Annotated in this window: 24 protein-coding genes and 2 pseudogenes; 11 read left to right on the top strand and 15 right to left on the bottom strand. The window is 68.0% G+C overall.

What is annotated here, in order from left to right; translation table 11 throughout:
* Window positions 1-87: 87 nt before the first annotated feature.
* The 7 genes from OHB21_RS22355 to OHB21_RS22325 all read right to left on the bottom strand — a co-directional run bounded on the left by OHB21_RS22355 (window position 88) and on the right by OHB21_RS22325 (window position 5,477).
* Window positions 88-1,308 (bottom strand): cytochrome P450 family protein, encoded by a 1,221-nt coding sequence (locus OHB21_RS22355; protein ID WP_067509302.1) that lies wholly within the window; start codon window positions 1,306-1,308, stop codon window positions 88-90.
* A 123-nt stretch (window positions 1,309-1,431) separates the two neighbouring features.
* Entirely contained in the window at window positions 1,432-2,232 is an 801-nt protein-coding gene (locus tag OHB21_RS22350; protein ID WP_067509300.1) for an SAM-dependent methyltransferase, read from the bottom strand.
* A gap of 35 nt (window positions 2,233-2,267) precedes the next feature.
* Window positions 2,268-3,158, bottom strand: coding sequence for a hypothetical protein (locus OHB21_RS22345; RefSeq protein WP_170160810.1), 891 nt, complete (start codon window positions 3,156-3,158; stop codon window positions 2,268-2,270).
* Between the two features lie 176 nt (window positions 3,159-3,334).
* Window positions 3,335-3,910: a hypothetical protein gene (locus OHB21_RS22340; protein ID WP_067509296.1), complete on the bottom strand. Its 576-nt coding sequence runs from the start codon at window positions 3,908-3,910 to the stop codon at window positions 3,335-3,337.
* A gap of 139 nt (window positions 3,911-4,049) precedes the next feature.
* The gene (locus OHB21_RS22335; protein WP_147265965.1) at window positions 4,050-4,682 is read right to left on the bottom strand and encodes a hypothetical protein; all 633 of its coding nucleotides are present in this window, start codon (window positions 4,680-4,682) and stop codon (window positions 4,050-4,052) included.
* A 6-nt stretch (window positions 4,683-4,688) separates the two neighbouring features.
* A complete protein-coding gene (locus tag OHB21_RS22330) occupies window positions 4,689-4,886 on the bottom strand; it encodes a hypothetical protein (protein ID WP_067509292.1) in 198 nt (65 codons plus the stop codon).
* Between the two features lie 54 nt (window positions 4,887-4,940).
* Window positions 4,941-5,477 (bottom strand): hypothetical protein, encoded by a 537-nt coding sequence (locus OHB21_RS22325; protein WP_147265966.1) that lies wholly within the window; start codon window positions 5,475-5,477, stop codon window positions 4,941-4,943.
* 294 nt (window positions 5,478-5,771) lie between these two features.
* Between OHB21_RS22325 and OHB21_RS22320 the strand changes: the two genes are divergently transcribed.
* Entirely contained in the window at window positions 5,772-6,707 is a 936-nt protein-coding gene (locus tag OHB21_RS22320; RefSeq protein ID WP_328435912.1) for an aminotransferase class IV family protein, read from the top strand.
* Between the two features lie 66 nt (window positions 6,708-6,773).
* Complete coding sequence (locus tag OHB21_RS22315) at window positions 6,774-7,751, top strand: SUMF1/EgtB/PvdO family nonheme iron enzyme (protein ID WP_113975336.1); 978 nt, start codon at window positions 6,774-6,776, stop codon at window positions 7,749-7,751.
* A gap of 20 nt (window positions 7,752-7,771) precedes the next feature.
* Here the strand turns inward: OHB21_RS22315 and OHB21_RS22310 are convergent, their stop codons facing one another.
* Complete coding sequence (locus OHB21_RS22310) at window positions 7,772-8,251, bottom strand: DNA-directed RNA polymerase subunit beta (protein WP_228815761.1); 480 nt, start codon at window positions 8,249-8,251, stop codon at window positions 7,772-7,774.
* A gap of 215 nt (window positions 8,252-8,466) precedes the next feature.
* On the opposite strand from OHB21_RS22310, the gene OHB21_RS22305 reads away from it, so the two are divergent.
* Window positions 8,467-9,699, top strand: coding sequence for a helix-turn-helix domain-containing protein (locus tag OHB21_RS22305; protein ID WP_084537641.1), 1,233 nt, complete (start codon window positions 8,467-8,469; stop codon window positions 9,697-9,699).
* A 27-nt stretch (window positions 9,700-9,726) separates the two neighbouring features.
* The gene (locus OHB21_RS22300) at window positions 9,727-11,238 is read left to right on the top strand and encodes a bifunctional ADP-dependent NAD(P)H-hydrate dehydratase/NAD(P)H-hydrate epimerase (protein ID WP_067509281.1); all 1,512 of its coding nucleotides are present in this window, start codon (window positions 9,727-9,729) and stop codon (window positions 11,236-11,238) included.
* Window positions 11,239-11,592: 354 nt separating this feature from the next.
* On the opposite strand, the pseudogene OHB21_RS22295 reads toward OHB21_RS22300, so the two are convergent.
* A pseudogene (locus OHB21_RS22295) lies at window positions 11,593-11,952 on the bottom strand (IMP dehydrogenase); the annotation flags it as partial.
* Between the two features lie 57 nt (window positions 11,953-12,009).
* On the opposite strand from OHB21_RS22295, the gene OHB21_RS22290 reads away from it, so the two are divergent.
* Window positions 12,010-12,168, top strand: coding sequence for a hypothetical protein (locus OHB21_RS22290; protein WP_157115836.1), 159 nt, complete (start codon window positions 12,010-12,012; stop codon window positions 12,166-12,168).
* A gap of 51 nt (window positions 12,169-12,219) precedes the next feature.
* On the opposite strand, the gene OHB21_RS22285 is transcribed toward OHB21_RS22290, so the two are convergent.
* The 4 genes from OHB21_RS22285 to OHB21_RS22270 all read right to left on the bottom strand — a co-directional run bounded on the left by OHB21_RS22285 (window position 12,220) and on the right by OHB21_RS22270 (window position 14,080).
* Window positions 12,220-12,519 (bottom strand): hypothetical protein, encoded by a 300-nt coding sequence (locus OHB21_RS22285; RefSeq protein WP_195142687.1) that lies wholly within the window; start codon window positions 12,517-12,519, stop codon window positions 12,220-12,222.
* A gap of 211 nt (window positions 12,520-12,730) precedes the next feature.
* Window positions 12,731-13,111, bottom strand: a complete 381-nt coding sequence (locus tag OHB21_RS22280; protein ID WP_328435906.1) for an AAA family ATPase — start codon at window positions 13,109-13,111, stop codon at window positions 12,731-12,733.
* Between the two features lie 298 nt (window positions 13,112-13,409).
* Window positions 13,410-13,826, bottom strand: coding sequence for a PIN domain-containing protein (locus tag OHB21_RS22275; RefSeq protein ID WP_067509274.1), 417 nt, complete (start codon window positions 13,824-13,826; stop codon window positions 13,410-13,412).
* Window positions 13,823-14,080 carry a FitA-like ribbon-helix-helix domain-containing protein gene (locus tag OHB21_RS22270; RefSeq protein WP_067509272.1) on the bottom strand — a complete coding sequence of 86 codons (258 nt, stop codon included), beginning with the start codon at window positions 14,078-14,080 and terminating at the stop codon, window positions 13,823-13,825. The genes OHB21_RS22275 and OHB21_RS22270 overlap by 4 nt, the downstream gene beginning before the upstream one ends.
* Before the next feature lie 92 nt (window positions 14,081-14,172).
* On the opposite strand from OHB21_RS22270, the gene OHB21_RS22265 reads away from it, so the two are divergent.
* The gene (locus tag OHB21_RS22265; RefSeq protein ID WP_195142686.1) at window positions 14,173-14,901 is read left to right on the top strand and encodes a hypothetical protein; all 729 of its coding nucleotides are present in this window, start codon (window positions 14,173-14,175) and stop codon (window positions 14,899-14,901) included.
* A 119-nt stretch (window positions 14,902-15,020) separates the two neighbouring features.
* On the opposite strand, the gene pyrF is transcribed toward OHB21_RS22265, so the two are convergent.
* Window positions 15,021-15,719: an orotidine-5'-phosphate decarboxylase gene (gene pyrF, locus OHB21_RS22260; RefSeq protein WP_067509268.1), complete on the bottom strand. Its 699-nt coding sequence runs from the start codon at window positions 15,717-15,719 to the stop codon at window positions 15,021-15,023.
* Between the two features lie 11 nt (window positions 15,720-15,730).
* Window positions 15,731-16,486: a GntR family transcriptional regulator gene (locus tag OHB21_RS22255; protein WP_067509266.1), complete on the bottom strand. Its 756-nt coding sequence runs from the start codon at window positions 16,484-16,486 to the stop codon at window positions 15,731-15,733.
* A 173-nt stretch (window positions 16,487-16,659) separates the two neighbouring features.
* Between OHB21_RS22255 and OHB21_RS22250 the strand changes: the two genes are divergently transcribed.
* The 5 genes and pseudogenes from OHB21_RS22250 to OHB21_RS37590 all read left to right on the top strand — a co-directional run bounded on the left by OHB21_RS22250 (window position 16,660) and on the right by OHB21_RS37590 (window position 19,003).
* Window positions 16,660-17,112 carry a hypothetical protein gene (locus OHB21_RS22250; RefSeq protein ID WP_067509263.1) on the top strand — a complete coding sequence of 151 codons (453 nt, stop codon included), beginning with the start codon at window positions 16,660-16,662 and terminating at the stop codon, window positions 17,110-17,112.
* A 25-nt stretch (window positions 17,113-17,137) separates the two neighbouring features.
* The gene (locus OHB21_RS22245; RefSeq protein ID WP_198161739.1) at window positions 17,138-17,758 is read left to right on the top strand and encodes a hypothetical protein; all 621 of its coding nucleotides are present in this window, start codon (window positions 17,138-17,140) and stop codon (window positions 17,756-17,758) included.
* Window positions 17,759-17,934: 176 nt separating this feature from the next.
* Window positions 17,935-18,198: a hypothetical protein gene (locus OHB21_RS22240; protein ID WP_067509261.1), complete on the top strand. Its 264-nt coding sequence runs from the start codon at window positions 17,935-17,937 to the stop codon at window positions 18,196-18,198.
* Between the two features lie 15 nt (window positions 18,199-18,213).
* Window positions 18,214-18,957, top strand: a pseudogene (locus tag OHB21_RS22235) (DegT/DnrJ/EryC1/StrS family aminotransferase); the annotation flags it as partial.
* Window positions 18,917-19,003, top strand: coding sequence for a hypothetical protein (locus OHB21_RS37590; RefSeq protein WP_369689995.1), 87 nt, complete (start codon window positions 18,917-18,919; stop codon window positions 19,001-19,003). The pseudogene OHB21_RS22235 and the gene OHB21_RS37590, both read left to right, overlap by 41 nt.
* Window position 19,004: the final 1 nt, after the last annotated feature.

Raw genomic sequence — 19,004 nt, 5'->3', positions numbered from 1 at the left:
GGCCTGGCAGGAGACGAGGTGGACGAGGCGGCGGGACTGTTCAACGGGTTCACAGCAGGTGTCCTTAGGTTTGTGGTGGTGTCGTGGTCACACCGGAGTGACGGGCGGGAACGTCACCGGCAGCGCGACCAGTTCTCGATCGAATCCTTTTCCACGCCAAAGCAATTCGCTCGTTTCGGTGGCCAGCTCGACATCGTGGATGGTGTCGAGGATCTGCTCGAGCGCCGTCTCGGCGATGATCCTGGCCAGTGAGGACGCCGGGCATCCACGACTGCCCAACCCCCACGCGAGGTGCCACCTGCCGCCGATGGAGCGCGGGAGATGTTCGCCGTGAGCGCTGGATCCGGTCACCGCGGGATCGGTGTCGGCGGCCTGGATGCTGACCACCACCGGGATCCCGCGCCCGACCGCCTCACCCTCGAAAAGCTGGTGCTGGGCCGTCCACCGGGTGACCGCGGCCACCGGCGGATCGGTGGCCAGGACTTCTTCCAGTGCCGACGCCACGGTCACCGATCCACCGATCACGTCGATGTCGTCGGCGTCCTCGCCGGTGTCGGCGATCAGCCGAAGCAGCCCAGAGGCGATGACCTTCCAGGTCGGCACCGTTCCCATCAGGTGCATGCGGGCCACGATGGCGGCCACGTCCACATCGCTCAACGCCGCCTGGGTATCGGCGAGCAGTGCCGAGATCACATCGCGGGCCGGGTGCGTGCGCCGGGCCGCGACCACCGCGCCGATCGCCGCGAGCGCCCGCTCGATCCCGGCGCTCGCCGCCGCGAGGTCGGTGGCGGCACGGACCTCAGCGGCCGCGGCGGCCACGTCGCGGCCGACCTCGGGTGTGAATCCCAGCACGCCGTCCATGACATGGGTGACCAGCGGGATCGCGTACTGCCCCAGCAGATCCGCGTGGCCGTCGGCACAGACTCGGCCGATCAGCGCGCGTGCCGCGCGTGCGGTCTCAGCGCGTACCGCATGCTCGTCCACACCGGCGATGGCCACCCGATAGCCGTGCCGGTGCGCCACCGCGGACTCACCGCGCGCCGCGCTGGGCGCGAACGCCGTGGCGGGCAGCATCGGGCACCGTCCGCCGGGCGCGACCATCTGCTCCCACACACCGCTATCGGCCGTGAAAAGGTTCCCGGGGTCGTTCAGCACGGTCACGGCGAGGTCGTAGCCCAGTATCAGCAACCCCGACCCCGACCCCGTCTCGTCGAACTCGAGTGGCGCGACCGCGCCGTAGCCGGCCCGCACCGTCGACAGCACCGCCACCGGATCGCGCGCCGCTCCGAAGGCATCCGCGCTCACCACGGGCCATACCTCCCCTCGACCCGGCCGTCGTGACCCGTGTCGGGGCTGATCGCCGCGCCCGTGCCCGGATCCTGGCGTGCCCAGTGAGTGGCCGGCTCGCTACCGCTGCGCAGATGGCTGGCCTCAGGCATGGTCGGTGATCGCGACACCCTCACCCTCCCGTTCGCGGTGGGTCACCAGGGTGCGTGCGACCGCACACATCGCCGACAACTCACTGTCTTGGCTTGGTGCGCAATGGTTTTGGCGCAGCGGCTGGAGGCCGGTGGTGTCGAGGTGCAGGTCGTCGAACAGCTCGCGCAGCTGGGCGGGCGGCCGCGGAGTGTAGGCGGGTGCGGTGGTGCAGGAGTAGTGGTCCCACATCGTCGCCGCGTCCGGGTCGTCGTCGGTGCCGTCCCACCACACGAGGTAGCTGTCGGCCGCGAGGCCGCCCATCAGCCTCGCCACCGCGTCCCTGGCCTGCGACCAGGGACTAACCTGCCCGAGCACCCCGCCGGCCACGACCGCGACCGGCGCCCCGAGGTCGACGACTCTGCCGGCCGCGGTCAGGATCCGGTCGGTGTCACGCAGATCGGCGTCGAGGACCTCGACGCACGCGCCCGCGCGCACCGGCCGCAGCAGCGCACGCGCGTGGACGAGCACCACCGGATCGACATCGACGTAGACCACCCGCGCGGTCGGGATGATCGCCTGGGCGACCTCGTGAGTGTTGCGGGCGGCGGGCAGCCCCACGCCCACCTCGACGAACTGGTCCACCCCGGCCGCGGCCAGCCGGGCAACAGCGTCGAGCTGGAACGCCCGCCCCGCCGCGCACAGCGCCCCGATCGCGGGGTATATCTGCGCACACGCCAGCGCGGTCGAGCGGTCCGCCGTGACCCAGTCCTTGCCGCCCAGCCAGAAATTCCAGACACCCCGAGCATCCGCCACCGGAACGCAATCACACTGTCTTACAGACTGTTTCGTCACGGCTTGCGCCTTTCGAAGCTCGCGCATTCGGGGGCGGGGGCGGGGGTGAGCGCGGTGGCCAGCGTGCCGAGCAATGCGCCGACCTCGACCCTCGCCAGCCGTGCCGACCGTCCACCCGGATCGCTCACCAGCCGCCCCGCCTCGTCCACGCGCACCGCGATCCGGCTGTGCGTGGTTCCCAGCCCGATCGCTGCGGCCAGCGCAGCGGGCGTGGCCAGCCGCAGCGGCGCGTCCGGGCCTTCGAGTTCACGCCATCGCCGCACGTGCCCGCGCAGTTCCGGCGTTCCGGGCAGCTCGGACTCCGACAAGCGGTGGCCGACCACGCTCGTATCGGTCAGGCAGATCTCCTCCGGCAGCGTCGACGGGTCGACCACCGTCACGTCCCGCACCCGGCGCAGCACCGAGCGGGCGGCACCGGGATCCACGCCGAGATACGGATCGGCCCTGTCCCGCTCACACACCAGGGTCAGCGCGCACCGACTGGCCAAACCCAAACCCGCGCTGGCCGATTCGTCCGCGTCCAGGACGCGCGCGAGGTTCGTCAGCGGTCCAGCGCACACCCAGTGCACACGACGGCCGTAGTCGGGCAGGATCTGCGCGAACTTGCGCCAGGCGGTGGTGCTGACCGGCAGCTCGGTCTCCTGCCCGTGCCCGACGCCGGTCGGGATCCACCGCGACGGCGTGCCTTTCGGCGCGGGGGCGCCCGCCACCAGCACCACGCCGATCCGGCCGACATCGCGGATGATGTGACACGCGGTCTGTGCCCGCGTCCGATACGGCCGCTCCTGGCCCGTGATCACCAGCGCGGCGCCGTCGAATTGGCGCGCGGCCCACCACAGCGTCAGCCACTGATCCGGATCACCACCCAGCCCCGCCAGATCCAACACGATCAACTCCGGTCTCCCGAACCCCCACCGTGAACGTGGCTGGTACGCCAGACGGCGATCCGGCGCGGGCCAGCACACCGGGCTCGCCGCGCCACCGCGAACCCCACCCTCGGCGGGGCCTCGTCCCCTCCGGAATCGAGGCCCCGCCACACTCGTGCCCCCGACCATGCCGGGGATCACGAGTCGTCCCGGCGGGCGCCGGTCAGCGCGTGCACCACCAGCGCATCCAGATCCAGCAGGCCCGACCAGGAGTAGCCCTCGCAGGCCCGCACCGCCACGGCCAGCGCCTCGGTCAGGATCCCGCGCACCGTGTCACCACCGGGCAGCGGATTGAACCGGTAGGAGTGGATCGTCTCGCAAGCCTTGGTGAGGGGAACCCCGCCGAGGTCGACCATGCGGGGCGCCCGCGCGAACTGGCGGTCCTCCCAGCGGCCGCGCAGCCGCCGCAGCAGCGTGTGCTGGTTGGGGCGCATCTCCAAGAGCGGATCCACGCGCGATGGCAGATCGTGCGCGGCGAAAAGCTCGGTGCGGGCCCACAGCGGCCCCAGGGTGACCTCCACCGCGTCGAATACCCCGCCCAGATCACCACTCTCGCCGCATACCGCGATCATGGCGCCGGTCTCGATCCGACGCCCCGGGCTCAGCACCACCGGCGTCGTCGGGGCGGGCACACTCACCACCCCGACACCGAGCAGATCATGGCCATGCCACACCGGATGCACCACAGTCACCAACCGGGTCGCACGGCTCAACGCCGACCACCGGACGACCTCGATACTGCGTGGAAGCTGTTGAATCACTGGAACTCCAAACGGTCAACGTTTCAGGAATGGAATCAAGGCAGAGCGGGGATCACGTTCGCCACGGGCATCGATGACCGCGGGCGGCTGATCACGAGCCGTCGACGCCTCGGACATCGAGCACCGAGGCGACGATCGCGTCCAGATCCAGCCACGGGCTCCACCGGAAGACGTCGGGAACGGCCAGCAGCGCGATCGCCAGGGCGCCGGTGAGCGCCGTGCGCGCCACGTCCCCAGAGTTCTCGTCAGGGCCGATCCATCGCGTGTGCAGGCCGGCCTGTCCGCACACCCCGGCCAGCGACACACCCGTCACCGGGGCCTGCGCGCGGTCGTGCGCGGTATCGACCATTTTCGGTTGCAGCATCGACGGGCGGTTCACCCACCGATCACGCACCATGCGAAGCATGTCGTCGTGCCCGGGATCCGACCGCAGCAGCATCGCCTGATCCAGCACCGGAAGCAGACGGTGGCCGGCCACGATTCGGGTGCGCGGCCACAGTCGGCTCACCGCGGCGTCGGCCCGCGCGAGCATCTCGTCGTATCCCCGATCATCCAGCGCGACATCGCAGCCGAACCGAATCCGCACCCCCGCCACGTCGATGGGGGCGGGCGGGATCGCGACACCGACCACCGCGACCGCCTTCTGCTGAACCGTATGCAGGACGGTCACCAGGTCCGAGGTCGCCGTGCCGGTCGGCACCGGGGCAGGTACATCGACACGCACCACGGCCTACTCGCCCGGCGCCGGCGCTGACGACATCGCGACCGGCGACCAGCTGGTCAGGCGCTGAGACAGCCAGGCCACGAAGTCCGGATAGGTCGCGCCGGTGCTGACGAGGACGGACCGGCCTTCGGAATGATCGTCGGATTCCGTCGCGATCGGCCCGCCCGAAACCTGGTCACCGGACGCCGAATTATTCTGAATCACAAGCGAACTCCTGTGGAAGGGATGGGATGGGCGAGCGCGCAGGCCGGGCTCGATTCATGCGCTGGTTTCGGCCGCTACGCGTGCTCGCTGTGGTGGGCTGCCATACCCGCCCACCACGTGCGCGGGACATCTCGGCGGTCGCAGCCGACCGGAGACGATCGCGTCGAGAAGCCGGTCGTAGCGGACCGCCTGCTCGAGCAGCACCGACGCGCGCGGATTGCCGATCCGCAACCGATCCCCCGGCGCCACGGCGCGGGTGTAGTCGCGCACATGGCGCAGAACCTCGGTGCCGAGGCCCACGTGATGGCGGGCCGCGTGAGGTGTATCCACGGCCAGCGCGCGAATCATGCCCGCGACATACCGATCGAACCGCTCGACCAAGGTGGTGAGGTCGCGTTCGGTGTCAGCGAACACCGCATCCGCCGCCTCCGCCACACCCGGCCACCCGCGCTCGATGCCATCCACCGCCAGCATCTCCCGATAGCAAACGTCGCGCATCTGCGCGAGCACCCCGACCGGCTCCGAGTAGGCGACATCCGACTCCGACAGCTCGCCGTCGAAAACCGACCAGATCGTGCGCGCAGTAGGCATCGACGCCACCCAACCGCGCGCCGCCCGCGGGTGGTCCACGGCGGTCACCGTCGCCCTCCACCCCGTGGCGCGACACTGCGCCCGGACCGCTGGTAGTCCGGCCACCACACATACCGACAAATCGCGTACCCGATAGCCGCGAAGATCAGCAGCGCGACGACGATCAGGGCCGCAACCATCCAAGAACCTCCCGTAGTTGCAGAACACCGGCCCCGCGACGCCGCTTCGCCGATCTACCGTTGTGCCGCAACGGATTCCGTCCGACGCGACCACGAATTCCAGCGCGTGCCGTATATGCCCGCGCGGGGTCTTTCCTTGCTTTCGAGCCTGGTGGGAGATCGGCGTGGCGGGAACTGCCACAAGACTGCCCCGTGCCTCGCTCAGCCCTGCCTTTTGACGCGCACCGCCGGTGAGGGCGGTGTGGGGGCCTGTCACACTGGCCGTATGGATCTGAATGGCTCGCCGGTCACTGCTGCCGATCTCGCCCCACTGGGCTTGGTCGGGTTCGGGCACTTCACCTCTATGCGTGTCGAGACGGGGCCCGCGGTGCGTGGCCTCACTCTGCACCTGGACCGCGTGATCCAGGACTGTCGCACTGTCTTTCACACCGAGCTGGATCCGGACCGCGTCCGCGAACTGTTGCGGCGCGCGCTGACCGAGGTCGAGCTCCCGGTCATCGCGCGAGTGACCGTGTTCGATCCAGCCATCGAACTCGGAAAGACCGGCAGCCCAGCGGATCCGCAAGTACTCATCACGACCAGGCCCGCCACCAACGTCGCGCCGGGGCCGCTGCGCCTGCAGTCGGCGGTCTACGCCCGCGACGTGCCCAACGTGAAACACCTCGGCCTGTTCGGCGCGATGCACCATCGCGCTCAAGCACAACGGGCCGGGTTCGATGACGTGGTGTTCACCACTCCGGACGGCACGGTAAGCGAAATCGCCACCAGCAACATCGCTTTCATCACACCGGAGGGCACGCTCGTCTGGCCGCACGCTGATGTCCTCGCCGGCACCACGATGAGGCTCATCCACCAAGTTCTGGATGAGCCGGTCACCACCGAGCGGGTCACCCTGTCCCAGCTCGGAGTGTTCGCCGGTGCGATCGCGACCAACGCCGCCGTCGGTGTCCGCCCGGTCGCCTCCATCGACGACATCGAGTGGAAGTCCGACCATCCCCTGATCGCTGCCGTGCGTGGCGAGTACGAAGCGATACCGGCACAGCGGATCTGATACCGGAGAGGTCCCCGGAGTCGCTACGCTGAGACCCCTCCAGAGGGGAAAGGGGTCAGTCGGGCGATGATCAGCCTTGTTAGGTCGTGGACGGGATTCGAGGCCCGTGCGCTGCGAGAGGCGCGGCGAATGTCGATCAGAGATTTCGCCGCGCATCTCGGCGTTCACGAAAGGCTGATCTCCAAATGGGAGGCAGGCGGCGCCGCCATCGAACCCAGACAACCCAACCAGGCCGCGTTGGACACGTCGCTGTCCAACCTGAATAACGGCGAACTCGCGCGATTCCTCGACGCAGTGCCCAACGATCGGATACGCACCACGACCGAATCCGGGTCGGATTCGGTCAACATCGCTTTGCCGCAGTACATTCGCCACCCCATCGACGGGAAACTCGTCGTCTGGATCCCCGCAGGCGTATTCCTCGCCGGAGTCCAGAACGAGCCCGAGTACCTTCCCGGATTCCACTGCGACGTCTACCCGACCACCAACGGTGACTACAGCCGTTTTGTCGCCGCGACCGGCCACACGCCACCCCAACACTGGAACGGTGATCGACCACCGAAAGAACTCACGAACCATCCAGTGGTCTGGGTCAGCCACGACGACGCCACAGCGTACGCAGAATGGGCACACAAGACGCTGCCCACCAGCCTCCAATGGGAGAAAGCAGCCCGCGGCAGCACCGGAGCGCGGTGGCCGTGGGGCGACGCCAGCACGCCCGCCAAGGCCAACACCCGAGGCGTCGGCCCCGGCACGACCACCCCGGTCGACCGCTACGCGTCCGGATACTCCCCCTACGGAGTCGCCGACTGCTGCGGCAACGTCTGGGAATGGCAGGCCAGCCCCAGCCCCGTCGGACCCGGACGATACGAACTCAAAGGCTCCGCATTCACCAGCCCGTTCGACCGCACCCCACCGGCAGCCTTCAACGACGCCGACCACGCCATGCGCGACGACGACACCGGATTCCGCTGCGTCACAACGACACTGACCGACCCGGTCGACACCCCAGCGGCCGCGTACCGGCCCCCGCGGTCGAGTTGATGTTCGCTGCCGCATGCTCGTTACAGGTCCGTGGCTGGAGAGGACAGCACCGCTGCGACAACACGGGTCACAGAGGGGCGGAGGTTGTTGCCCGGAAGCTCAATCCACACCCGTAGCGGATCGGCCTCACCTCCGACATGCGGTGTGGGCAAGGCGATCTCGGCTCCGAGCGCTGCGACAGTCACGTTCAGGCCGAACAGCGTCGAGAACTGCCTGTCGAGATCGGCGTAGTCGTCTCTGTCCACCAGGAACGTCCAGCGGCTGGATCGAGGATGGAGGATGATGGGCCCCCGGCCCGGCTCCGTCCGGCGCAATCGGGCGCGCACCTTCATACCCAGCGCCGCGGGCATGGTCACGGCACCGATGGCACCCACAGCCACTGAAATACAGCCTGCCGTGGGGTGAATCACCGCCGGCAGACCGCAGACATCGCGATAGTACCGGCATCGGTCTACAGGGGTGTCAGAAGCTGATTTCAGCACCGCGTCCTCCAACTGCAAGGCAGCTGGGCTGGCACCCGTCCGAACCGGCAACCATGCCCAATCTGCCGCGGTTATCGTCGGCGTCGCGGCCGTCCCTCTCATCACTGATCGGGCGGACGCATCCCCGTGGAGTGGATGAAGCCGCCCCTGCCGCGACGCTGCACCTCACCGTAGGTATCAGCCGGCCACCAAACTGATAAAAAAGTATCAATCCGGCCAGGTACGCTGAGGTAATGAGCCAAAGCGCCCCCCAACTTGCCGAGGGGATCGGCGACCGAGTCCGTATCTACCGCGAAGCTGCCGGACTCACGCAGGTCAGCCTGGCCGAATCGATCGGACGGTCATCCCCCTGGCTGTCCCAAATCGAACGTGGTGTCTCCGGGATCGACCGCTTGACCGACATTGTGGCCATCGCCCAGGCCTGCCGGTGTCGTGTCACCGATATATTGGGGGGCCCACTCGACGCGCTCACACCGGCCCCGACGCCGCGCGGCGAACAAGTCGCCGCTGTTCGGCGCGCGATAATGCGCACTGCGCTGCCGATCGGCAGCGCCACGCGCACACCCCTGGTTTCTCTGCCAGCCGTCGCCGACCGTGTCGCTCAGGCGTGGCAGACCTGGCATTCCTCGCCGACAGCTCACCATGCCGTCGGCCGCGTACTGCCCGATCTCATTGCCGACGCCCACGCGGCCTACCTGGCCGCCGACGACCGGCGTGCAGCGGCCCGTCCGCTGGCGGGCACCTGGCATATCGCCCGGAACTGGCTGCACCACCTGCCGGAAGCCGAACTCGCCTGGGTCGCCGCCGAGCGCTCGGTAGCCGCAGCACAAGAAGCCGACGACCCTCGCCTCCTCGCTCTGGGCGCGTGGGCAATGTCTGCCTCGTATCGCCGCGCGGGACAGCAGGAAGAGGCGACGCGCGTGTGCCTGACCGCCGCTGACGAAGTTCAGCGACAGCTGGCCACCACCCCCTCCGACGACCTGCTCGCCGCCTACGGAATTCTGAATCTCGCCGCTGCCATCAGCGCAGCGCAAAGCGACGAGTCCGGAAAAGCGTGGGCGTTGCATCGTGCCGCGGAGGAAGCCGCGCGCGCGGTGAGCGGAGGCTACGATCCGTGGACGATGTTCGGCGCCGGCAACGTTGACATCCACGGCCTCGCGCTCGCCGCCGAACTCGGCGACCACGACGCCGTCGTCGACCGGATCAGCCGCCTCGACATCGACCGCGTGCCCTCCGTCGAACGCCGCTCCCGCCCACTGATCGACGCCGCCCGCGGCTACGTCCGCCGCAAGGAAGACCTGGCTGCCGTTCTCGCACTCCTCGACGCTGAGAAGATCTCCGCAGACGAAGTCCACGACTCCGGCCTCGTCCGCGAACTGGTCCGCGAGCTACTCGTCCGCGACCACGCCCGAGCGCGCCCGCACGTTCGCGCGCTGGCCCGCCGCTGCCACCTCCTCATCGACTGACCACGCACCCCTGGTGGAATCGAACACATGACGACCTGGAGCGCCTACCGCGCCGCAGACGTACTCGACACTGTCGCAACCGAACTCGCCCGCAAGGGACCACACGACCGGCTACTGCGCCGCGCCGCCGCCGGCCTCGTGACCATCGTCACCGAACTCTTGAACGAGCGCGCCGCAGGTGTGTACGGTCGCCGCGTCGCCCTCCTGGTCGGCACCGGGAACAACGGCGCGGACGCCACGCTCGCAGGTGCCCGATTGCGCCGTCGCGGAGTGCGTGTCGACGCGATCCTCGTCGCCGACAACGCCTATCAACCAGGCGTGGACGAACTCCGCGCGGCAGGCGGCCGCATCATCCCCGTTCACGACACGAAGACAGCCGATATCGCGCTCGCCCGCGCCGACCTCGTCATCGACGGGATCATCGGCGAATCCGGCGCCGGAGCCCTACGTGGACGCGCCGCCGAACTCGCCACCGCCATCCCCGACACCGCCACCGTCGTCGCGGTCGACCTGCCCTCCGGCATCACCCCGGACACCGGCGAGATCACCGGCCCCCACATCAACGCAGATGTCACCGTGACGTTCTCGGCTGCGAAGCCGTGCGTCCTGCTGCCGCCCGGCGCCCACGCAGCCGGAACACTCCGTATGGTCGACGTCGGCCTTCCACCCATCCCAGCCACCCCGCTCGCCCGTCGGCTCGGCGACGCCCAGATCGCCGCCCGCTGGCCCGTCCCCGCCCGAGTCGCGCACAAATACACGCGAGGCGTCCTCGGCATAGTCGCCGGAAGCGACGCCTACCCTGGAGCGGCAGTCCTCGCGGTACTCGGTGCCGTTCGCACGGGCGCGGCAGGAATAGCACGTTTCGTCGGCCCCGCCGGAGTGACCGCGCAAGTGCTCGGAGCAGTTCCCGAGGCGGTCCCCGGGGTCGGGCAGGTGCAGGCGTGGCTGCTCGGTTCCGGCGTCCAAGACGACGCCGATCAGGACGCGGCGATCGACAGGGCGCTGTCATCCGGGCTGCCCACCGTCGTCGACGCGGGCGCCCTCGAAGCTCTGGTACGCCGCCGCGCCGCCGGTGACCGACCGGCCTCCGCCGACCGAGTGCTGCTGACACCACACGCGGGAGAGCTGGCACGCATCATGAGCTGGCTCGGCCGGAACGTACCCCGCGCCGAAATCGAGGCGCGGCCATGGCATTACGGACACGAAGCCGCCCGTGAACTCGACGCGACAATCCTGGTCAAAGGCCCCACCACACTCATCATCCGCCCCGATGGTTACACCGCCAGCCAATCCGAAGCACCGCCCTGGCTCGCCACCGCCGGAGCCGGTGACGTGCTCGCCGGGATCGCGGGCGCGCTCATGGCCGCCGGAATCGATGCGTTCGACGCCGGTGAGATGGCCGCGTTCCTCCACGGCCGCGCCGCCACGCGCGCCCACCATTTAACCGGCGGCCCGATCACCGCGACCATGGTCGCCCAGGAAACACCCGCCACGGTCGGAACGGTTCTGACGGCGCACCCAGCCCGCCTTCTTCCCTAGATCCACCGCAACACAATTGGAGTCCGGTCGCACGATCATCGAGGGCCGCAGCGTGGCCTCCACCGCCGTTTACCAATCGCTGAGGTGTGTGTGTAACCGAGATGGTCGCGCGGATCGTTTGTGGCGGGATGAATCCCGCAGTGGATCTTGTCGCCAGCTGGGTGCGCCCGACATACGTGGGAGTGTGGTTACTCGCAGAGATTAGGGCTTAGAAGTGTAGTTGGGTGCATCCGTGGTGATGGCGACGTCGTGGGGGTGGCTTTCGCGCATTCCGGCCGCCGTGATCCGCATGAGTTGGGCTTGCTGCAGTTCGGGAATCGTGACGGTGCCGGCGAAGCCCATTCCGATCCGTTACCTCGCACACAGGTCGTCGACATCTTGCAGGGTCGCGCCCGGTGCGCAGGTGATGGGGTCGGAGACCATCCCCGACTCGGAGCGTTTCACGATCTCGACCTGTCCGGCTTGTTCTGCGACGGGCAGGTTGCGGTGCAGCACGCCGAGGCCTCCGTTGCGGGCCATCGCGATCGCCATACGTGCTTCGGTGACGGTGTCCATCGCGGCGGACACGATCGGGACGCTCAACGTGACGTTGCGGGAGACCCGAGTTGTGGTGTTCACGCCGCTGGGGATCACATCAGAGGCTGCGGGAACCAGCAGCACGTCGTCGAACGTCAGACCGGTCGGCAGGTCGGCAACCTCAACGCGGGAATTCATAGGGGTGGCCAGCTCCTCAGCAGGGGAATCGAGCGGAACGGTGGTCGGAGTGTAGCTGTGCCGACCACCATGTCGGTCTCGTCGGTGTGGCGCCACACCAGCAGTAACGCACTGGTCAATGACTGTTTCTCGGTGACGGCGTTGGCGCTGGATATGTTGCGCGGAACTCCTGAAAACGTCAGTCGTGACGCATCACCACTGACATTTCGAGGCTGATGGTGCGTCCCGGCGCGCGGACGCAGCGCCGACGCACCGGGCGGTACGCGGCTACTCCCTGGTCGGTCTCGCTCGCTGCCACCAGTCGATGGGCTCGCCGGATTCGTCGAGGTGGTCGATGAGGTGCGCGGTGGTCTCCACGTGCGCGCCGGATTGGTCGCAGAACACCCAGAGCTTCTGGGCGGCGCGGTGGTATCGGTGGATCACGGCGTCGACCTCGAACGCGTCGAGCTCCCCGGCCCGGAATCGGCGAACCGCCTGCTCGACGTGGGCGATCAGCTCACCCAGTTGCGCCTCGTGATAGGCGGTGACCCGGTCACGCGCGGCCCGCCGTTGCGCGTTCGATGCCACCTGGTCACGGTACCGGCGAGGGTCTGAGCATCGAACGCGCGGCGCGGCCTTGTTCGCCGCGATTCGCGATGTGGCCGAGTTCTCGGCTCGCCGCTAATCGGATTGGGTGATGAATCGGGCGATCGTTTCCAGGCCGGGGTGGTAGCCGTCGGTGGTGTCGACCCGCAGTTCCGGTACCTCCATGCTCACCGGCACGAACGTGGGGGCCGTGTCATCGTCGGCGGTGATGGTGGCCAGGGTGCCCGGCGTCGTTGTGTGCGCGGCGGTGCGGGTTGGTCTCAGCACGGTGCCCGATCCGCTCGCGCAGCAACTTTTGCCGTGCGGTGCAATGGATGATGCGGATCTGGGCGATAGCCGCGAGCGGCATCAAATTCGGTCGCCAGAGCCGATCTTGAAACGCCGCTTCGGCGATGACGGTGACTCCGGCGCGGGCGAGCACGGTCAAGACCTCGAAGAAGGCGTGCAGCGCGGGGATATTGAGATCGTCGTACCCGGTCTCGGCGGGTGCGTCGGTGGCCATGACCATGCCCTGTTTGATCTCGTCGCGAACGATGGCGAGCACGCCGATGTCGGCGGCCAGCGCGTGGGCCAACGTGGACTTGCCGGACCCCGGAGGGCCACTGACGACGGCGAGGACGGGCAACCCCGGGGAATTGCGTTCGATGGTGGCCATGCCGCATTCTGGCACGTCAGACCCCCTCGTCGGTCCCGATGTCCGCTGTGGGCGAGGTGGTGGGTTCGGTGAAGTGGTGGTGCCGGTCGGCCCCGGTGCCGCAAGATCTCGCAGGGGTTGGCGCAGTCATCGAGCGACCGCGGCCGTGGGTCGGTTCGTTACCGGTCCGGTGTCAGGCCGAAGAAGCGACGAGCTGATCGTCGTGACGGTTCGCGCCTTACTGCCACGGGTCGATGGTGGGTACTCCGCCGGCCTCGAACGGCGAGCGGTCGCGGGTGGCGACGGTGTAGCCCGTGGCGGCCGCCGTGGCAGCGATCATGCCGTCGGCTGTGGCGATGGCCAGCCCGGCGGCGCGTGCGGCCGACATCAGGCGGGCGTATTCCGCGGTGGCTTCGAGGTCGTAGGCCAGGATGCGCCCGGCGAACGCGGGCACGGTGTGGTTCTCCAGCCAATCGGTGAACTCGTCGCGGCGCCGGCCGGTGGGCATGGCGGCGATGCCGTATCGGAGTTCGCCGACGGTGACGGCCGACAGGTACAGGGTCTCGATGGCTTGGGCGTCCAACCATGCTGTGACCCGCTCGTGCGGGGCTTTGGTGGTGGGCTCGCTGATGACGTTGGTGTCCAGGATGATCACTGGCCGAACGCCATCGGCTCGGTCGGTGTCTTGTCGCGGCCGAAGTAGGTTTCGCGTTCGTCCTCGGTGAGCCGGTTCTCTTCGCTGATGACGCCGGCGAGGAGCGTGCCGAGCTTGATCCGCTCGGGCGGTTGTACCGCCTCGGTGAGGATCGCGCGCATTTCGGCCTCGATGCTTCGGCCGTGCGCGGCCGCGCGTTGGTGAATCGCGCGGTGTACTTCGTCGCTCAGTTTCCGGATCGTCACGTTCTTCATATGCCATCACATCCCTCATCGAAGCCATCAATGATGGCATCTCATTATATCTGATGTCACCGGTGGTCGACCGGTGGAGTTGAGGGCCAGACTTGCCGCTGTTGCTCAGGTGTTTCTGCCGGGTTCGCACCGGCCTTATCGGTAGGTTGCCCTGCATGAATCCCGCCGCAGCGCTCGACGCCGAGGCCCAGCACACGATCGCATGGGTGGCTTCCCACACCGACCAGCTCAGGCAGCTCCCGAGCCTGCCCGTGCCGATCCGATTCGCCTATGCGATGAACGCCTTCACCGCGATCGGCGTGGCAGCTGGCCTGCTGTACCGAACAACCGATGACGAGACCGAAGAGCGCCAGCACTGGCACATCGTCGAAATCGGCGACGACGCACCCGATCACCTCGCCAACGGCGCAGGAGCGCCGGTCGTTCGCCGCTACTGCTACGCCGAGGATCAGCCGCTGCCGCCAGGGCTGATCACCCCCGACGCCCTCACCGAAGCGGCGCGAACCCAGCTTCGACGAGCGGCACGAGACACCGCGTCCGCGCTGAAAGATCTGCTGCACGCCATCTCATCCGATGCTTCCGTGCCGCCCGACCTTCGCCTGATCGCCACGGATACATTCCACGCCGCGAATCTGGTCTCGGCCATGTACGACGACGATCCCCGCAAGGCGCGGCTCATCTGTGAAACTTTGCCCGCAGCGCAGGAGGCGAGGCACGACGAACTCGAACAGCAATTCCACGCGCTCACCTTCGGTGGCGTCTACGAACCAACCGAGGATCGAATCATGGCGCTGGCCAAGGAATCCGGCTCCCAGCCCTGATGGGTCCGAGGCTGTATCGGTGCGCGGGCCGCGAGCAATCACGTGATTGATGTTCGCCGCCGCCGGGGCGTGGGCTGCCTTCGGCGACGGCGATTGATCCGCCGATCGGGTGGGTTCGGTCAGAGGGCCTGCGCGACTTCCTCGGCGATGGCTCGTGCGGCTTCGGCGGGATCCGGAGCGGCGGTGATCGCTCGACCGAGAACGAGAATGCTTGCGCCACTGCGAATGGCGGCGTCGGGGGTCGCCACTCGCTGCTGGTCGTGCACTGCGCCGCCGGCCGGACGGATGCCGGGGACCACGGTCAGGATGTCGGGTGCTGCGGCGCGGATGACGGGCAGGTCGCTGGCCGCGCAGACGACGCCGCCGCAATCGGCAGCGACGGCCGCAGCCACGCGTTCGTTGAGAAGTTCCGGCGATGCGTCCGGTGCGCTGGTCAGCACGGTGACTGCGAGCACGGTCGGGGCTGCGAATCCGGCGCCGCTCGCGCCTTCGCTGAGTCCCTTCACCGCGGCTTCGAGCATGGCCGTTCCGCCGCCTGCGTGGACGGTCAGGTATTGGACGCCGAGGGCTCCGAGGACGGTGCTGGCTCCGTAGACGGTGTTGGGGATGTCGTGCAGCTTGACGTCGAGGAAGACGTCCATGCCGAGATCCTGGATCGCGCGCACGGCGTCGCGTCCGGCCGCGCTGAACAGTTGAAGGCCGACTTTGGCGATGCCGATGTCGGGCTGCACAGCCTTGGCGATCGACACCGCAGTGTCCAGATCGCTGGTATCGAGCGCGATAGCCAGCCGGCTTCGGACGGTCGTGGTGGTGGGCATCGGGGCTCCTTCTATTCGTTGTCGAGGGGTGCTTCGTAGGTGTCGAAGGTGATGGCGCCACCGTGTGCGGGACGGACATTAATGACGGCTTCGAGGGGTTCGTCTGTGGCGCCGTAGGTTCCGTGGATGTGCTCGATGACGATGCTGTTCGCGCCGATTCCGAACAGTTGCTGTTCGGAGGGGTTGGCGTGCCGGGCACGGATCTCGTTGGCGGTTCGGGTCACGGTGTGTCCGGCGTCTTCGATGAGCGCGACGACCTGGATACGGTCGGCGGTCTCGAGGTCGGGGGCGGCGTGGACGACCTGTTCGGGGAAGAACATCATCGTGTCCTCGGTCGCGACGTCGTCGATGAAGGTGCGGCTGCGGCGGCGGAAGACGCGCGCCCCTTCTTTGACACCGAGCAGGTGAGCGATCGGCAGCGGAGCGCTCACCCATTCACGGCTGACGGTGTCCTTGCGGACGTTGCCGCTGACGTCGCCGGCGAAGACCAGCCCTCGGGCGGCGCGGGCGCGGGCGTAGCGGCCGTTCATCGGCCATCGGGTGCCGCGCAGTTCGGGTGGGGTGGGTACCGCCCGCATTCCGGGCCGGGCGATGACGAGTCCTTCGGCGACCAGTTGTTGGACAGCCCGCCCAGCGGTCTTCATGTTGACGTCGAAGCGTTCGGCGAGATCACCGTTGCCGGGAAATGGCTCGGCGTCGTAGTCCCCGGCGAGCACTTCGGCCCGCAAGGTGGCTGCGATCGAGAGGTATTCGGGCTGTTTGGGCATAGCACAGACGCTACCGGAGTGTTAGCGGACATCCGCACTCCCCCCGCCACCTGGTACCTATCCACCAGGTGGACAACCCCCAGGCGGATAGGTACCGTGTGAGAACCAGTTAGCCCGTGCACCGCCTACAAGCGGGGGCCACCCCAGGGCGGCCGCTGGGTGGGAGGAGAGCCATGCGCACACCGCCGATCACGCAGGAACGCCGCTGCCACTTGCCCGCCCGAAACCGCCTGCTGATCGCGCTGTGTCGCGGCCTCGACGACTCGGACCCGATCTGCTCGTGGGCGCGCGAGCTGGTGCGGTTGCACGGAACGCGCACCGAATCGCCAGATCTGGCAGCCGAATGCGACTGCCGTCGAAGCGAATTCATCACCCGGATCAACGAACTGATCACCGCTGTCGAACCGCTGCTGGCGATCACCTATCCGCCGACGATCGGCGTGCTGATCGATCGGATGGCCGCGGCCGCCGAACAGGCGATGCGTCAGCTGGTGGCGTCCGGAGCGCGCTCGGAGCGGATGCATCAGGCGTGGACTCAGCTCGCCGAGCTCGAACTCGAGTACAGCGACCTGGTCTCGGACCTGTTCTACGTCGACAAACCCATGCCAGCCAAACCCGTCCACTGACACCGGCCACAAGAGGTAGGTACACATGCTCAAGACCAGGGCCGACGCCGATCGACTCGCCACCCGGTGGGGCATCGACGCTGACGACATCATGTTGATCGCGCTCAATGCGTGCGGTCTGGACGCCGATATCGGGGTGTCGCGGTTGCGGTTTCGGCTGCGGCTGAACGCCCGTCCGGATGATCAGCTGTACATGATCTTGTCGCTGGGCCGACGCAGGTCACCGTTCAAGCTGGTCGATACCAAGGTCTTGCTGGGTGGTGAGCAGGTCGCGGTCATCGACGTCGCCGAGGCTGACGACGCGGTGCTCGGGTATTGGCGCAACGAGGGCCGGGTCCTGACGTTGAACTCCAACGCGCGTAGCGCATGCACCGGCTGCGTGTTCTGCCCGAACACCCTCGAAGAAGCCAACGACCCCCGCCTGGCGCTGGACGATCTCAACGCCTACTTCTCCACTCTGTGCGACGACCACACCGGCACAGGGCTGTCGAGTGTGGAGAAGGTGACCGTGTGCACCGGGTGCTTCCGGTTCGAACAGCTCGCGCTGACCCATCTGCGGCAGGTCCGCGAAGCGATGACCACGCACCAGTGCGGCGGGGAGATCCACTTCCTGTCCAGCGTGCCGAGCGCACCCGCCAGTGGCTAGCCCAGGATGGCTGCCTGGCCATCCTGGGTAGCAGCACACCCTGGAGCGGGACCGAGCCGTGGCAAGCCGTCGCCGTCGACGTCGTGGCGCGATTGTCCGGCGAACCCGGACGCCCGGCGAGTGCGGCACCTGTTATAGCAGCGAGCAACACACCAGCGCGGCGTACTCACGAAGACGTGCTGCGCGAAGCGGGGTTCGTCGACGTCGCCGAGTACCAGTTCCCCACACCGCACACCTGGACGGTCGATGAGTTTCTCGGGTTCTTGTGGTCGACCTCCTACACTGCCCGGATTCGCCAGGATCCTGCTCTCGCAGAAGGATTCGAGACCGACCTTCGAGCACAGTTGCTCGCCTGCGAGCCATCCGGGCAGCTGCGGGAGTCGATCGCGCACTACTACATCCTCGGCCGTAACCCAGACCCGGCGCGCTCGTTCTCGTGAGCCGCCCGCACGAAGGCGATCATGCCGGTTCACATGGCCGGCCAACCCGCCGACATCGACGCCATCAACGCCCTCGCCGCCAAGCACGGTCTGCGGGTGATCGAGGACGCCGCCCACGCGTTCGGCGCCGAGTCCGGCGGCAAGATGATCGGCCAAACCGGCGACATGGCCGCGTTCAGCTTCTACCCGACCAAGAATATGACCACCATCGAAGGCGGATTGCTGGTCACTGACGACGACGATCTTGCCGAACGGGCGCGGGTGCTGTCGTTGCACGGCATCAGCCGCGACGCCTGGAACCGGTACGCGCCCAACGGGTCACCGCACTGGGAACTGCTCGAGCCCGGGTTCAAATACAACATCCCCGACGTCTCGGCCGCGGTCGGGCTGCACCAACTCCCACGTCTGGAAGGGTTCATCGCCACCCGCGCCCGCTACGCCGACCTCTACGACCAGCTGCTCGCCGGCGTACCCGGGATCCGGCGCCCGACGCGACTGCCTGGTGTCCGCCACACCCATCACCTGTATGTGATCCAGCTCGACCTCGACGTGCTCACCGTCGACCGTGATCAGTTCATCGAGGCCCTGCGCGCGGAAGGAATCGGTGTCGGTGTGCACTTCATTTCCCTGCACCTTCAGCCGTACCATCAGCGGGTTCGCGGCATCGACCCCGGCGCAGTTCCCAGTTGCGCGGGATGTCTCGGCCCGGATCATCTCGCTGCCGCTGTACCCGAAGATGACCGTCACCGATGTCGGTGACGTCGCCGCCGCGGTGACCAAGCTCGCCACGGCCTACCACCGCTAGC

This window comes from Nocardia puris, from assembly GCF_036051655.1.
GTDB lineage: Bacteria > Actinomycetota > Actinomycetes > Mycobacteriales > Mycobacteriaceae > Nocardia > Nocardia puris.
This window is presented reverse-complemented; position numbering and strand designations above follow the sequence as displayed.